A 14,151-nucleotide genomic window follows, 5' to 3' on the forward strand; every position below is an offset into this window, starting at 1 on the left:
GCCAACATCCTCTTCACAAGGTTATCTTTATCCAAATAAAAGTCATATATGGCCAGCTTGCTCAGGCACATAACGAAATACAATAAATATTAAAAGAGACATGACTCATCGCGATTTTCCTATCAGCCATGCCGCCATTCTGATCGATGTCGCCACCGAAAACGGCGCCAACCGAGAACAGCTTATGCGTCTGGCCAAACTCGATAACGGCCTGCTGGAGAACCCGCATGCCCGGGTCACTTCCACACCGTTTCGGGTATTGCACAGCGCAGCCAAAGAAATGACCGGCCTGCCTGAATTTCCCCTGCACTTTGGATCGCGCCTGCCCCTGACCTCACATGGTCCTCTGGGCTACGCCATCATCAGCTGCCGCAGCGTGCGTCAGGCACTGGAAATACTGACCAAGTACTACCGTCTGATTAATGACAAAGCCCTCAATATTTACGAGGAAAACCAGCAACTCCACATTGAATACGCCCACGGCGAAGACTATCTGGTGGACCCGATTACCGACACCGAAGCCTTCTTTTCTGCGCTGATTTCCGCCACTCGCCACCTGTTGCATCAGGAGTCCCTTGAAGCAGAGTTGCACATCAACTACCCGGCCCCCGAACACGCCGAGCACTATGAAAAAATACTCAAGTGCAAAGTGAAATTTGATATGCCCACCAGCCAGATCATTTTCCCGGTATCACTGCTTGAAGCCCAACCGGAGTATGCCAACCCGGTGATGTTGAAACTGTTCGAACAACAGTGCACGGAAATGCTCGAGCGCATGGACAGCGGTGAAGGCTTCCGCCACAAAGTCAGAAAATACCTGCTGACCACCAAACCCAATTTCCCGTCACTGGATCAATGCGCCGACCACTTTCACATGAGTCCGCGCACCTTCAGAAGACGGCTATCAGACGAAGACATTACCTACCAGCAAGTGCTTGACGAAATCCGCCGGGAACTGGCCGAAAGCTATTTGCGCAACCCGGCCATCAACATCAATCACTGTGCGGATCTGGTGGGTTTTAAAGATATTTCAAATTTCAGACGGGCTTTTATTCGCTGGACCGGAATGTCACCGGCGGCTTACAAGAAAAAGCATCAATAAGTTTTACCAAGAATTAACCACTGACTTTAAGAGCAGTATCTGGATTCGCCATTCAGGACCGTCACAGACAGGGATGTCTGTGACGAGCCTACAGGGATCGTATTCACGGCGTGTCCTGAATGGCGGAGCCAGATACGCCACACATCTCAATTTAAAAACTGCTACTTACTCAAAAGAACCATGCCGCCCCGCTCCGGAAGCAAAACGCGCCGCCCCGGGAATGGCTTCCTTCTCCAGCACCTCTAACGCACTTCGACCTTCATTAACCAATGCCTCAGGTAAATCCAGATCCCACTGCTGATAAGCACTCATGCGGTCCGCCTTCATACAGGCCTGAGGGAATTGACTGATTTCCAGTGCCAGGGCCTCAGCCGCCGCGCGCGCCTGTCCCACCGCAACCACTCGATTCACCAGCCCCATCGCCAGTGCCTCATCGGACTTTACTGGTCGTCCGGTTAAAATCAGATCCATCGCATGCCCCTGACCAATCAAACGCGGCAAACGCACCGTACCCCCATCAATCAAAGGCACTCCCCAGCGACGGCAAAACACCCCCAGAACCGCACCCTCTGTCACGACTCGCATATCACACCACAGGGCCAACTCCAGGCCACCAGCAACAGCAAAGCCTTCAATCGCAGCGATGACTGGCTTGCTCAGCAACATGCGCGACGGTCCCATGGGTCCCGGTCCTTCCGGCTCGACCCGATTGCGTTCTTCAGGGTTAGCCAGTGCTTTTAAATCCGCCCCGGCACAAAAAATACCCGAGTCACCATAAAACACGGCGACACTGGCTTCAGCATCATCCTCAAACGCCTGAAACGCGCGCTCCAGCTCCAGAGCCGTCGGCCCATTGACCGCATTTTTCACCGCGGGACGGTTCAGAATAATGGTGGTTACCGGTCCATTTTTTTCCACCGTCACAGCGCTTGGCTCAATAGGCATAATGGCATCTCTCCAGAATTATTGGTTTATTTTCACAGAGGATAACCGAGAAACACGCCCCTGCCATCGAGCCCACATCACATATCAAACAACTTGAGTGCAAAAGCCTTTCTGCAGGGACATTAAGTCCGCGCTGACGTATGATAGAGACCTATTTTTTGCAGCTTTAAAACCCTATGCAGCGCGATATTCTTACCGTCACCCAGCTAAACCGCAAAGCCCGGCAACTGCTTGAAACCCACATGGCACTGTTGTGGATTGAAGGTGAACTGTCCAGTTTTGCCAGGCCCTCTTCCGGTCACTGGTACTTTACCCTCAAAGATGCTGGCGCTCAGGTTCGCTGCGCCATGTTTCGCAATCGCAACCAACTGGTGAAGCAGCCGCCCCAGCAAGGGCAGCAAGTGCTGGTGCGCGCCAGAGTCAGTCTGTATGAGGGGCGTGGCGACTATCAACTGATTGTCGAACACATGGAAGATGCCGGTCAGGGCGCCATGCATCGTGCCTTCGACCAAATGAAAATGAAGCTGCTGCACGAAGGCCTGTTTAACGAAGAGCGCAAGCAGTCGCTGCCAAAACTTCCCAACCACATTGGCGTTATTACCTCGCCCACAGGTGCCGCAATCCGCGATATTTTGCACGTACTGGAACGCCGCTTTGCCAGTATCCCGGTTTCCATTTTTCCGGTAGCCGTGCAGGGTAACGACGCGGCACCACAAATTGTCAAAGCACTGGATACTGCCAATCGCCTCAGCGATTGTGATGTTTTGATCGTCGGCCGTGGCGGTGGCTCGCTCGAAGACTTGTGGCCCTTTAACGAGGAAACCGTGGCCCGGGCTATTGCAGCCAGCCGCATTCCCATTGTCAGCGCTGTGGGCCACGAAACCGACTTTACCATCGCCGACTTTGTCGCTGATTACCGCGCCCCCACCCCATCGGCAGCGGCCGAAATCCTCAGCCCTGATGGCGAAGCGCTGTTGCAGCAGTTTTACAATATGGAAGCATTACTTGAAGAGGTGATGCAGAGAAAGCTGCAATACCAGCAGGAAAAATTGATTCACCTTCAGGCCCGGCTGCAGCACCCAGGGCAGAAGTTACAGGCGCAATCGCAGACATTGGATTTTCTTGAAAATCGCCTGCATCAGGCCATGGCGCAAAAGCTGCAAAGCAGCGCGATCCAACTGCAGCAGACCCAGAGCCGTCTCCACGCGACGGATCCCGCCCCCTATATCCTGCACCTCAAGGAAAAAGTGGAACAGCTCAACGACAAGCTCAACACCAGCATGCAACATCTGCTGCACAACCGGCAGCAACAGTTTGCCCAACAGGTGGCACTGCTCAACAGCTTGAACCCGCTCAATACCCTGCAGCGTGGTTACTCTGTTACCCGCGACACTCAGGGCAAGGTCATTCACTCAGCCAAGCAACTGCAAACCGGCGACACCCTTGAAACCACCCTGGCCGATGGCCGCGTGGTCTCTGAGGTAACCGACCTTAATAATTAGTGTTAACAGGCCCTAGGCCATACCACACTTCTGGTTGGCCGGTACCGCCACATCCATCTGCGCCGGGTTAGGCAAATTCAGGTTCGCCATCAAAGTTTGATACTCTTCTGACGATTGAACCTGCAGTCTGGGATTGAAGGCCCTTTCTTCGTCAATGGTTGACTGGGTCCAGCCTTTGTAATCATGTCCCGGGTAGACCCGTGTATCCCCCGGCAATTTCAACAACTTTTCAAACAGACTGTGGTATTGCTGCACGGCATCGCCATTTTGAAAATCGGTCCTGCCAGTGCCGCGGATCAGCAGGGTATCCCCGGTAAAAACGGCGTTTAAATCCGGGACATAGAAGCAATAGGAATCATCGGTATGTCCCGGTGTGTAAAGCATCCGCAAGGTCATATTGCCGATGCGCAGCAATTGCTCATCGGAAAATTTTTCCGACACACAATGGGCCACACTCTGCTCCCCCATCATGGTGATGCAACCGGTCAACTCACGCAGTTCTCCCAGCGCCGTTATATGATCCGCATGTACGTGGGTATCCAGTGCATAGCGCAGGGTAAGACCCAGATTATCCAACAGCGTCATATACTGCGGCAGGTTGTCGATCACCGGATCGATTAACACCGCCTCCCGACTGGCAGCATCGGCCAACAGGTAAGTGTATGTAGAACTTTTTAAATCAAACAATTGACGAAATATCATACAACCTCTCCAACATGGGTTACCCATAACACCAGCAACATCACCACCAAGGTAATGGCAAAGCTTCTCTGCAAAACCGGGCCGGTGATGCGATCGCCCAGACGTACCCCCAGCGCCATCCCGAGAATACCGCCCAGCGCCACCTGCAACAGCAGCTCTGTATCCACCGGCGCCACCAGCCAGTAATGACTGGCAAAACCGACGGCACTGATACCGGTAATAATAAACAGCGATGTAGCCACAGCCTGAGACATGCTCAGCCCCGCCACCAGAGTCAACAGTGGCACCACCACAAAGCCGCCGCCAACCCCCAGCAGGCCAGACAAAAAACCCGCTGTGGCACCACCCAGTGTTGCCACAAGCAGACAACGGGAGCTCAGAGTCCAGCGTCCCTGTTGTTGCCGGCAATAGGGTTCAACAATTTCCTCTGATTGCTGCCAGCGTTTGGCTCTGACAATTCTGGTGTCATCGGGTGCAAGCCGTGCCTGCCGCCACATTTTCACTGCCACCCAGACCATTAGAATTGAAAACAGTCCCAGCAACAGCGAGTCATCAATATGGCCAGCTAACCAACGCCCAAGGGGGGCAAAAAAGGCGCCCGTGATCAGAATGATCAATGCCGGCAGCCAGGCAATTTCACTGCGATCGCGTTGCAGCACACCAAATAGGGCGCTGATGGCCACAGCCCCAAGCGCTATGCCGGTTGAATCCACCAGTGGCAGTAACAGCACCATGGATAACAGCGGTACGGCAAACAGTGAACCTCCAGCGCCCGTCAACCCCAGCACCAGACCTATCAACAGGCCTACAACGATCGCCATGATTTTTCAGTTACGCCATATCACTCAAGACCGAGCCTGATTCCAGGGCATTCTGGCTACCAGAGACGCCATCAGGCAGTTGTCAGTTACCCCTGCGAAAATCAGCCCCGCCCCGGCAAACGCCGATAGCGCATAACCCATTGGGTCAACCAAAGCCCCAATGACTGTTCCCAGCAAAACCACAGAACCAATCGCAATACGCACCTGTCGATCCAGCGGCAGGACGCCGGACTCACCCTGAATCATGACATCGTGCGGTAATGCACTGACACCACCTTCAACCACGACCACCGGATGCTTGAGCTGCCCGGCCAGTTTCTGGGCGGCCACGGTTGCGCGCTTGCCTCCCAGGCACATCAGATAAACGGGCATTTCCTCTGCCACATCCTTGTCGGAAATAAAGTCATTAACACTCTCCAGAGTGAAACCATGCAAGGGCAGATTCAGGCTGCCATCGCAAAAGCTGCCGTTAAACTCACCCTCGGTTCTAACATCAATGCACAAGCTGACTTTGTCCTGACGGTGCAGTCCGGCAAATTCTTGCGCGGATATGGTGGTGTAACTCATGGATAATTCCTCCAGATTTCAATGCTGTCCCTGAGACCGATAAGCATAGAATATTAGATAATACTAAATTAGGCAATACTAATATTAAAATAGAACCATCATTCACCCCTGCGGTGGATGTGCTGGACTGAATTAATGGGTAAAATTCTGCCCCGATTTACTCTTTGACTTTCGATATGCTCACCGACGATCTCAAACAAACCATTCAGGGTGCCTACAGCGAATTTTTAAACTCCAAAGAGCTTAAAGCCCGCTACGGCCAGAAACTGATGATTGCCGAGATCGCCAAGACGCTGGGCAACATTCACCTCGACGAAGAAAATGTGCGCGACAGCGAGGGCCATGTCTGTGTGGTAGAAGCCGGCACGGGCACCGGTAAAACCGTAGCCTATCTGCTCGCCGCCCTGCCCATCGCCAAGGCGCTGGGCAAGAAACTGGTGGTCTCCACCGCCACAGTGGCGCTACAGGAACAGGTGATTTACAAGGACATCCCCGAGGTTTTGCGCCACAGCGGACTGCACTTCACGGTATCACTGGCCAAGGGACGTGGCCGTTACCTGTGCCTTTCCAAACTCGACAAGCTGTTGACCGAGGTTGAAGACAGTCGCGATCCCAACCAGGCACTTTATGAAGATGAACTGCCTCAGGTGGGCGAAGAGACCGTCAAAATCTACGACTCCATGGTTCAGGCGCTGGCATCTAACCAATGGGACGGTGACAGGGACGCCTGGGAAGACACCATTGATGATGAGGACTGGCAGCGCATCACCACCGACCATCGCCAGTGCACCGGGCGCCGCTGTGCCAATGTTTCGGCCTGCAGTTTTCTCAAGGCCCGGGATAACCTCAGCAACACCGACTGCATTGTCACCAACCACGATTTGGTACTGGCGGATCTGGCTTTGGGCGGCGGCGCCATTCTGCCCGCTCCCGAAGACAGTATTTATGTTTTTGACGAAGGCCATCACCTGCCTGACAAGGCACTCAATCATTTTGCGCACCACAGCCGTTTGATCAGTACCATCAAATGGCTGGAACAGAGCCACAAGCAGTTGAGCAATCTGATGGGCATCATCAGCGGCGCCGGCAATATCGATCGCTTTGCCGAGCAATTGCCCGCAGCAACACTCGATGCCAAGCAGGAGCTGGACAAGGTGATCGCGCCATTTCAGGCACTCGCCGATGGCATTGACCCAACCGACCACACGCCCCGTCACCGTTTCGAACACGGTATAGTCTCGCCGGAAATTCAGGAAGCCAGCCTCCACATTAAACGCGCCTTTGATCGCCTGGCCGAATTGCTTGGCAAAATTGTCAGCGAAATCAATGAGGCGATGGAAGATGCCCACTGCCCGGTCCCCAAGGTGGATCTGGAAAACGCCTACCCGGTATTCGGAACCTGGCAAGCCAGAGCCGAGGGCAACCGCGACCTGTGGTCCAGCTATGCCCTGCCCGACGCCGAAGGTCACATCCCCAAGGCCCGCTGGTTCACCTTGGTGGAACAGGGAGGCAACCTCGATTTTGAAATCTGCTCCAGTCCGATCATGGCCTCGCACACCCTGAAGTACAGCCTCTGGGATCAATGCTGTGGCGCGGTCGTTACCTCCGCCACGCTCACTGCTCTGGGCAACTTTGGCCGCTTTCAAATGCGCTCAGGCACGCCCTCGGACAGCCACTATCAGGTGGTGCCCAGCCCCTTTGATTTTGCCCAGGCCGGAACCATTCAGGTGCCAGCTCAGGCTACCGATGCCGGCAATGCCAGCGAGCACACCTATATGGTTACTGACACACTGCCAGAACTGCTGGATGAGGCCGCCGGCAGCCTGGTGCTGTTTTCTTCCAAGCGACAAATGTGGGATGTCTATGACGCCCTGCCCGGTGACTGGCAAGAACTGGTGTTAATGCAGGGGGATAAATCCAAGCAGGCTTTGCTCGACGCCCATAAGCAGCGCATCGACAAAGGTCAGGGCAGTGTTATTTTTGGTTTGGCCAGCTTCGCCGAGGGGGTGGACCTGCCCGGAGACTACTGCACCCATGTGGTGATCGCCAAGATTCCCTTTGCCGTACCGGATGACCCGGTCGAAGCCTCGCTCTCGGAGTGGATCGAAACCCGGGGCGGCAACCCGTTTATGGAAATCACCGTACCCGATGCCGCCATTCGTCTGGTACAAGCCTGTGGCCGCTTGCTGCGCACGGAATCCGATACCGGTACCATCAGTCTGCTGGATCGACGCATCGTTACCCGTCGCTATGGCAAGGCCATCCTCAATTCACTGCCACCGTTTACCCAGAAGATCAGCTGATGACAATCCATTCAGACATTTCAGTGGCACTGGCAAAACTGGAGCAGGAACTTCGACAGCTGCAACTGTGGCAGCAACAGCGCCCCAGCGACACCGCACTGGCCAGCACCCAGCCCTTCTGCGTAGACACACTGACCCTGCCTCAGTGGCTGCAATTTATTTTCCTCGAACGCATGCAAATGCTGGTAAAAAATCAGCAGCCTCTGCCCAACCAATGTGGCATTGCCCCTATCGCCGAAGAGTACTTAAAAGGTGCCGGAATAAATGGTGCAGCTTTAATTAAAACTCTGGAGGATATTGATCAAATTCTTTCTCGACAGAGTCATTAAAGGCTGGCTAGAATCCTTGTTCTACCTATAAGAAAGCACGTTATTTTATGCCCTCTTTTCTCGGCAACTCTCTGGTTGAAAATGGACTGATATCCGCCGATCAACTGGATAAAGCCCTTTCCCTGCAGCAACAAACCAACCCATTGCTTGGCGAGCTCGCCATTGAAAAAGGCTGGCTGGACGCCCAACAGGTGGAAGATATCAATATCGTCCAGCGTATCGTCAACCAGCGCTTTGGCGATATTGCTCAGGAGGAAATGCTGCTCACCGCCGATCAGGTTGAACAACTGGTGCAGATTCAACAGCAACGCCGCCAACGTCTCGGTGACATTCTTATCCGCGAGGGATTTATCGAGCGCAAGGCTCTGGCCTCCTCGCTGAAAAAACTGGCCCGACAAGCCGAACAAAATCAAACCTGGCAGCAGCTCAGCAGTCTGCAGACCTGTGCCTTGCGCAGTATTGAGTCACTGTTTAACCGGGTATTCAAATCCCAGTGTAAACACACGGTCATGGTCGATCCCGATCAGTGCCTGCAACAGTATGAGCGGGTGATGACTCTGTCGATTGTAAAAGATGAAGAGCCCGAAGAATTGTTTATGCAACTCTCCATTGCCAGCGACCTGTCTACGGCCATGGAACTAACAGCCAGCTTTCTTGGCATGCCGGTGAAAGAATGCAGCGAGGAACTCGCCAGAGATTCGATCGGAGAACTATTGAATATGGCAGCCGGCTATATCATCAGCGATCCCGATAACTCACAACTGAATCTCAAGCCGGTTCCCGCCCGGAAAGTACACAACAAGCAAGAAGTGTTACCTAAACAGGCTAACAGGCTGACCGCCGTGACATTTGAGTCCAACTGGGGAACCAGTGCCACCCTGATTGCGCTGCCCTAAACAGCAAGATATCAGGCAATGATCAGGGTCAGACGACCGGATTCATAACCAATCACACCCACCTCGACATCAATGCGATGAGCACCCTGCTTATTCAATAACTTTTTGATCACCGGCTTGGTTTCAGTAATGGTGTGCACGCGACTGCAAGAAAGTCGCTCACCAGAAACCGTATCGTGTAGAGCGACACTGATTACCGACAACAAGCGCTCACAGCCCTGCATAATCTTGCGGCTGATGGCCCGCTCGGCAATCGCCACATGGACATCGTCTTCGTTGAGGTTATTAACCGCCCCCCCCAAAAGACAGGCACCTTTAACATCCAGTATGGCCACAGCCCGAACCACGTTATCCGGTACCGACTCAAACAGCGCGACCACACAGGGATAGCTGGATTCAGTCAGCTCCATGGGTGGTAATTCTTCGATCAACACTTCTTTGGCGGCAAACTTGTTGATTACCAAACTCAGCACATCCAGTCCCGGCAACGACACCCGATCCGGCTCGAAAGTTTCCGGCTGATACTGGGACAAGGCTTCTTCACCTTCATCCTGGCCCTGAATGATGGGGAGCACGGCTTTATGCAACGTAGCAAAGTCGAAGGGTTTGTTAACAATAAATTTGGCCCCGGCATCGTAGGCCTCCTGGATCATCTGTTCGCGCTCTTCGGTCGTGACAAAGCCCATCTTGATGCCCAGCATCTCGCGATTCAAAGCGTGCAATAAATCCAGGCCACTCATTCCCCCCGGCATATGCCAGTCACACAGCACCAGTTGTGGCTCCCAGGTACGGCACACATCCAGTGCTTCGTTGCCATCTGAGGCCAGTTTGGTTTCTATCTCACTGTAACCCATCGCCTGAATACCGCGGTTAACGATGGTCTGCATGGCCTTACTGTCGTCAACAATTAATATTTTGGTGATCGCCAAGCTCATTGTTTTCACTCAAGTTTCGTTATTATTTTAATTAGAGGTTTTTTTCTATGGTGCCCAAATACAATCGGCCGCTTTGGGTACCGACCAGAATTTCTGCCGATGTTTTCATATAAAACATCAACTGATCCAGCTCCTCGCGCTGAATATGTTTGGGAGCGGAAAGCTTGCGACTGTCCCCCAGATTATTCGCCACAAAACCCGCAACAATGTTGGTCATTTCACCGACACTGTCCACCACCTCGTCTTCCTGAAGATTGGCTTCCTCTTTATCGAATAATACCGCAGTCACCCGCTCTGACAAATCACGGTCGAGTCCCAGAATAATACCCAGATCTTCATCACCGATCCAAACGTAGGTCCACAGGGAGAGCCTGGAGGGTTTGTTGGGTACGGCGGTTGAAATAATGGCAACCTCTTCATTGGCATCAATGAATTTTTCCCAGAACTCGGAAATAGAAGAAAATAACGGACTGTCGTAAGCGTCGGTATTTTTCAGTTTATTCGGGGATTTCTCGATCACCTCGATGTTCTGTTGCTTGGGTGAGCCAACACGCTGCCCGACAAACTCCACATTATCTTGCTTGATAGCCTGTTCCAGCGCCTCAAAGTCCAGCTCTCCCGAGTCACCCACCGCCTTATCCGCTCCAGCAGTTGATGACGCTGAGGTTTCACGCTGTTCCTGATCCATCAGAAAGTGCATTTCCAGTGTTTCATGCTCTTTCTTGAGTCGCTGCAATTCTTCCTCACGTTGATCGAGCTTGCTGGCCGCCTTGTCCATGCTGATCATGTGAGTTTCCACCATGGTTTTTTCTTTCAGCGTTCGCTCAAGCTCGTTGCGCACTTCATCGAGTTCGGCTTCGAGCTCTTCGACCCGAGCCTGCAATTCGCTGTCGGTTACCGGCTCATTCTGCTCTTGCGGGGTGTAGGCGCTCTCCAGCTGCTGCTCGAGCATTTCTATCTGCTTGCGCTGATAACTCTCTTTATTCGACAGTTCGTTGTACATGGCCGACAGGCTGTCACGCTCCGCTGTCAGATGAACCGCCTTGCTGGATAATTCATCAACCCTGTCACCCAGCCTCTGATTATCTTCCTGCAATCGCTCGGATCGTTTCGATAAATGCAAAACTTCAGACAGGCGGCTGCGTGCCTCATCCAGTTTTTGCCGCAGAGTATTGGCAATGGAGCGATGACGTCCCTCTTCTTTGCTGAGCTGGGATACCCTGGAACGCAAAATACTGGTGTCAGCCACGTCTCGTTCGAGAGATTCTACATGGGCCCGACTGCTGTCGAGTTCCTGCCTGAGATCGTCAACGATGGCGCCGAGTAATTGTTTATCGTCATCGCCGGGGGCTCGGCTACTGTATTCTTCCAACAGTTTGATTTTTTGATCACGCATCTGCAATTGCTGACGCAGGGAGTTGAGGGCGTGGTTCATCCCCGCCTCCCGACTGACATCGTGTTTTTGCTCGGGTTCAGATGCAGTAGAAGCAGAATTGGTCAGGCGACCTTCCAGCTCACGATTTCTCTGCAGGGCTTCGTCGAGCCGATCTTTGAGGTCGTGCACCAGTTTTTTCAGACGATTGCGATATTTCAGTTCCTGACGATAGGTGCCAATACCAATAATAATCGCAGCCACCAGAAAAATGCCGAGATTGATCGCAATGATCGCTTCAGTGTTCATAGGCGGGTTATCTCAGAAAAAAGTTCTGAAACTCTTGATTTTATTAATTATTATTGTTCCAAGAGTAACCCAACTGGCGCGTTTTTCTATTTTTTGAGCTATTTGCCTGACTTTTGCAAAGCATTCTCTACCGCCGCCATCCCCAGGGGCACGTTCAGTTTCAAGCCGAGATCATTGAAGGTGGAACCAAAGGCATGCAGGGTTCGGAACAGATTGTGGGCGCGACACTGTTCGCCCATCTGGCCAATGCGCACAATGGGCGGCCCAAACGAGCCGGCAATTTCTACCCGATAATGCTTTGAGATATGGCCACAGACAGTTTTGGCATCCAGCCCCTCCGGCAGTTTGATACCCACCACAGAATTCAGGCGGTTTTCCGTCGGCACATACAACTCCAATCCCAGAGTTTCCACCCCGGCCTGTAACGCCTTTGAACAAACCTGATGCCTTGCAAAACGGCTTTCCAGAGTTTCCCGGCACACCAGGCGCATGGCTTCATGCAATGCCAACAGCCCCGATACCGGCGCCGTATAGTGGTATGACGCCTTGTGCCAGAAGTTGGTGGCCAGTTTGGCATCCAGAGTCCACTGGGGTAGCTGACTGGGGCGATTATCGATGCGCTGCCAGGCTTTTTCCGAGAAGGCCACCAGCGACACGCCGGGAATGGAGCTCAGACCTTTCTGCCCGCCGGTGATGACGGCATCTATGTGCCACTCGTCCATATTCAAAGGCATGGTACTGAGGGTGCAAACCGCATCCACCACCAGATAACACCCAAATTCTTTTGCCAGAGCACCGATTTGTGGCAACTGATGATTATGAGTGGTATTGGAAGTTTCCCCCTGCACAATGGTGATGACTTCCGGACAATCACGCTCTAATTCTGCACGAATTTTTTCAATGCAAGCACTGTCGCCATCGGCCACCATCAATCGATTCACCTGGCCTCCGGCGCGCTCTGCCATCTCGGACAGGCGCCCGGAGAAGAAACCGTTGCAGACGCTCAACACCTTGGTGTCTTTCCACACCAAATTGGCTACGGCCATCTCCATCGCAGCCGACCCCGGACCGGCAACGCCAACAATCCATGGGGTTTGGGTCTGGAAAATATACCCTGCCATGGCCTTAACCTGACCAATAATTTGCGCCATGGTATCGCCCAGATGATTGATCACAATGCCATTGGCCCTGGCCACCGCCTCGGGAATCGGCACCGGTCCGGCACCCATCATCAGCAGAGGTTCTTCTGGCAGGATTCTATCGAGGGTTTTAATATCGGGGGCGTCAATGGTCATGAAATCGGTGCTTCCGCAAACTGTCGTTGGATGTAAAGTTGCCAAACGCAACATCATAGCACGATCAATAATTCATACAGAGTCTTGCTCCCGCCATCGGCTAAACAACAAAAAGCGCAATAAAATGGCGTAAATACCCGGCGGACATCAGAGCAATCACTATACTGGCAGTATGAACCGGACTGTCTCCAGTAAAGTGTTTCAACCACCGTTGCGACTACGAGTTGCTCTGGTGCTGGTTTGCCTGTTTATCTCACCGTTGCTGCCTGCAACTCAGTCCATCCACCTGTGCACCGAGAGCACCTCCTTTCCGCCCTACACCTACAGCGAAATCGAGTTCCTCGACAAACCCGGTGTATTGCCCGAACTGATCAATCTTGCCGCTGACAAACTGGGCATGGACATTGAGTATTCATTTGCCCCCTGGAAACGCTGCATCAACAGACTCAAAAGTGGCGAAGTGGATGGCATATTCCCGATCATAAGAACAAAGGAGAGAATCAAATGGGGGAAATTTCCAGAACAGCCCGAGCAACGCCTGTGGCCGGCGCGATACACCGTTTTTGTTGCCCGTGACTCACCACTGCAATGGGACGGCGAGTCATTTAGAAATATCAGACACGGTGTTTCTGCGCCTCTGGGCTATCTCACTTCCAAGAAATTGACCGCGATGCGGGTCTCACCCAATATGACCATCAACTTGGATATGGGGATGCGAATGGTGTCACGGCATCGACTCGACGGCTTTGTCTTTGAAGAGCGCGCTGGCTGGTATCACGCGGGCAAAATTGGTCTTGAATCCCAACTGCGAACCCTGCCTCAAGCGTTTATGAGCGAGAACCTTAACGTCGTATTCAACCAGAAATATTATCAGGAGCATAAAAACAGCCTTGACGCATTCTGGTATGAACTGGACCGTTTCAGCCGCAACCTGCCGCCAGACCTTATCGACCGATACAATCTAAAACCTTGAGCCAGTTACCAGCCTCCTACCCGGTTGTACCGCTTACGCATCCCCCTATAATAGAGCCCAGTGTTTTAAGTTAACCCTGTCGGTCAGAACGTTTCTGGGC

13 protein-coding genes are annotated in these 14,151 nt (G+C 52.9%); 6 read left to right on the forward strand and 7 right to left on the reverse strand.

The features are described from left to right. Positions 1-100 precede the first annotated feature (100 nt). Positions 101-1,102 (forward strand): AraC family transcriptional regulator, encoded by a 1,002-nt coding sequence (locus tag ACPXV9_RS05885; RefSeq protein WP_423895429.1) that lies wholly within the window; start codon positions 101-103, stop codon positions 1,100-1,102. A 165-nt stretch (positions 1,103-1,267) separates the two neighbouring features. Here the strand turns inward: ACPXV9_RS05885 and ACPXV9_RS05890 are convergent, their stop codons facing one another. Continuing rightward, complete coding sequence (locus tag ACPXV9_RS05890) at positions 1,268-2,047, reverse strand: crotonase/enoyl-CoA hydratase family protein (RefSeq protein WP_423895431.1); 780 nt, start codon at positions 2,045-2,047, stop codon at positions 1,268-1,270. 176 nt (positions 2,048-2,223) lie between these two features. Here ACPXV9_RS05890 and xseA point away from each other — a divergent pair, with 176 nt between their 5' ends. Beyond that, entirely contained in the window at positions 2,224-3,549 is a 1,326-nt protein-coding gene (gene xseA / locus ACPXV9_RS05895; RefSeq protein WP_423895432.1) for an exodeoxyribonuclease VII large subunit, read from the forward strand. Positions 3,550-3,561: 12 nt separating this feature from the next. Here xseA and ACPXV9_RS05900 read toward each other — a convergent pair whose 3' ends face one another. Genes ACPXV9_RS05900 through ACPXV9_RS05910 form a run of 3 tightly spaced genes read right to left on the reverse strand, consistent with a single transcriptional unit; the run spans position 3,562 to position 5,639 of the window. Further along, entirely contained in the window at positions 3,562-4,251 is a 690-nt protein-coding gene (locus tag ACPXV9_RS05900) for an MBL fold metallo-hydrolase (RefSeq protein ID WP_423895434.1), read from the reverse strand. Beyond that, positions 4,248-5,072, reverse strand: coding sequence for a sulfite exporter TauE/SafE family protein (locus tag ACPXV9_RS05905; protein WP_423895436.1), 825 nt, complete (start codon positions 5,070-5,072; stop codon positions 4,248-4,250). Before ACPXV9_RS05905 ends, ACPXV9_RS05900 begins: the two co-directional genes overlap by 4 nt. A gap of 24 nt (positions 5,073-5,096) precedes the next feature. Further along, entirely contained in the window at positions 5,097-5,639 is a 543-nt protein-coding gene (locus ACPXV9_RS05910) for a rhodanese-like domain-containing protein (RefSeq protein WP_423895438.1), read from the reverse strand. 176 nt (positions 5,640-5,815) lie between these two features. Here ACPXV9_RS05910 and dinG point away from each other — a divergent pair, with 176 nt between their 5' ends. Genes dinG through ACPXV9_RS05925 form a run of 3 tightly spaced genes read left to right on the forward strand, consistent with a single transcriptional unit; the run spans position 5,816 to position 9,167 of the window. Further along, positions 5,816-7,942: an ATP-dependent DNA helicase DinG gene (gene dinG, locus ACPXV9_RS05915; protein ID WP_423895439.1), complete on the forward strand. Its 2,127-nt coding sequence runs from the start codon at positions 5,816-5,818 to the stop codon at positions 7,940-7,942. Beyond that, positions 7,942-8,271 carry a YqcC family protein gene (locus ACPXV9_RS05920; protein WP_423895441.1) on the forward strand — a complete coding sequence of 110 codons (330 nt, stop codon included), beginning with the start codon at positions 7,942-7,944 and terminating at the stop codon, positions 8,269-8,271. Before dinG ends, ACPXV9_RS05920 begins: the two co-directional genes overlap by 1 nt. A 47-nt stretch (positions 8,272-8,318) precedes the next feature. Further along, the gene (locus ACPXV9_RS05925; RefSeq protein ID WP_423895443.1) at positions 8,319-9,167 is read left to right on the forward strand and encodes a hypothetical protein; all 849 of its coding nucleotides are present in this window, start codon (positions 8,319-8,321) and stop codon (positions 9,165-9,167) included. An 11-nt stretch (positions 9,168-9,178) separates the two neighbouring features. Here the strand turns inward: ACPXV9_RS05925 and ACPXV9_RS05930 are convergent, their stop codons facing one another. From ACPXV9_RS05930 to ACPXV9_RS05940, 3 genes are all read right to left on the reverse strand, one after another. Further along, positions 9,179-10,102 (reverse strand): response regulator, encoded by a 924-nt coding sequence (locus ACPXV9_RS05930; RefSeq protein WP_423895444.1) that lies wholly within the window; start codon positions 10,100-10,102, stop codon positions 9,179-9,181. A 31-nt stretch (positions 10,103-10,133) separates the two neighbouring features. Continuing rightward, a complete protein-coding gene (locus ACPXV9_RS05935) occupies positions 10,134-11,783 on the reverse strand; it encodes a chemotaxis protein CheX (protein WP_423895446.1) in 1,650 nt (549 codons plus the stop codon). A gap of 98 nt (positions 11,784-11,881) precedes the next feature. After that, positions 11,882-13,078, reverse strand: a complete 1,197-nt coding sequence (locus ACPXV9_RS05940) for a pyridoxal-phosphate-dependent aminotransferase family protein (protein WP_423895448.1) — start codon at positions 13,076-13,078, stop codon at positions 11,882-11,884. A 172-nt stretch (positions 13,079-13,250) separates the two neighbouring features. On the opposite strand from ACPXV9_RS05940, the gene ACPXV9_RS05945 reads away from it, so the two are divergent. After that, the gene (locus tag ACPXV9_RS05945; protein WP_423895450.1) at positions 13,251-14,051 is read left to right on the forward strand and encodes a substrate-binding periplasmic protein; all 801 of its coding nucleotides are present in this window, start codon (positions 13,251-13,253) and stop codon (positions 14,049-14,051) included. Positions 14,052-14,151 lie beyond the last annotated feature (100 nt).

This window comes from Candidatus Pelagadaptatus aseana, assembly GCF_040362265.1.
GTDB lineage: Bacteria > Pseudomonadota > Gammaproteobacteria > Pseudomonadales > Cellvibrionaceae > Pelagadaptatus > Pelagadaptatus aseana.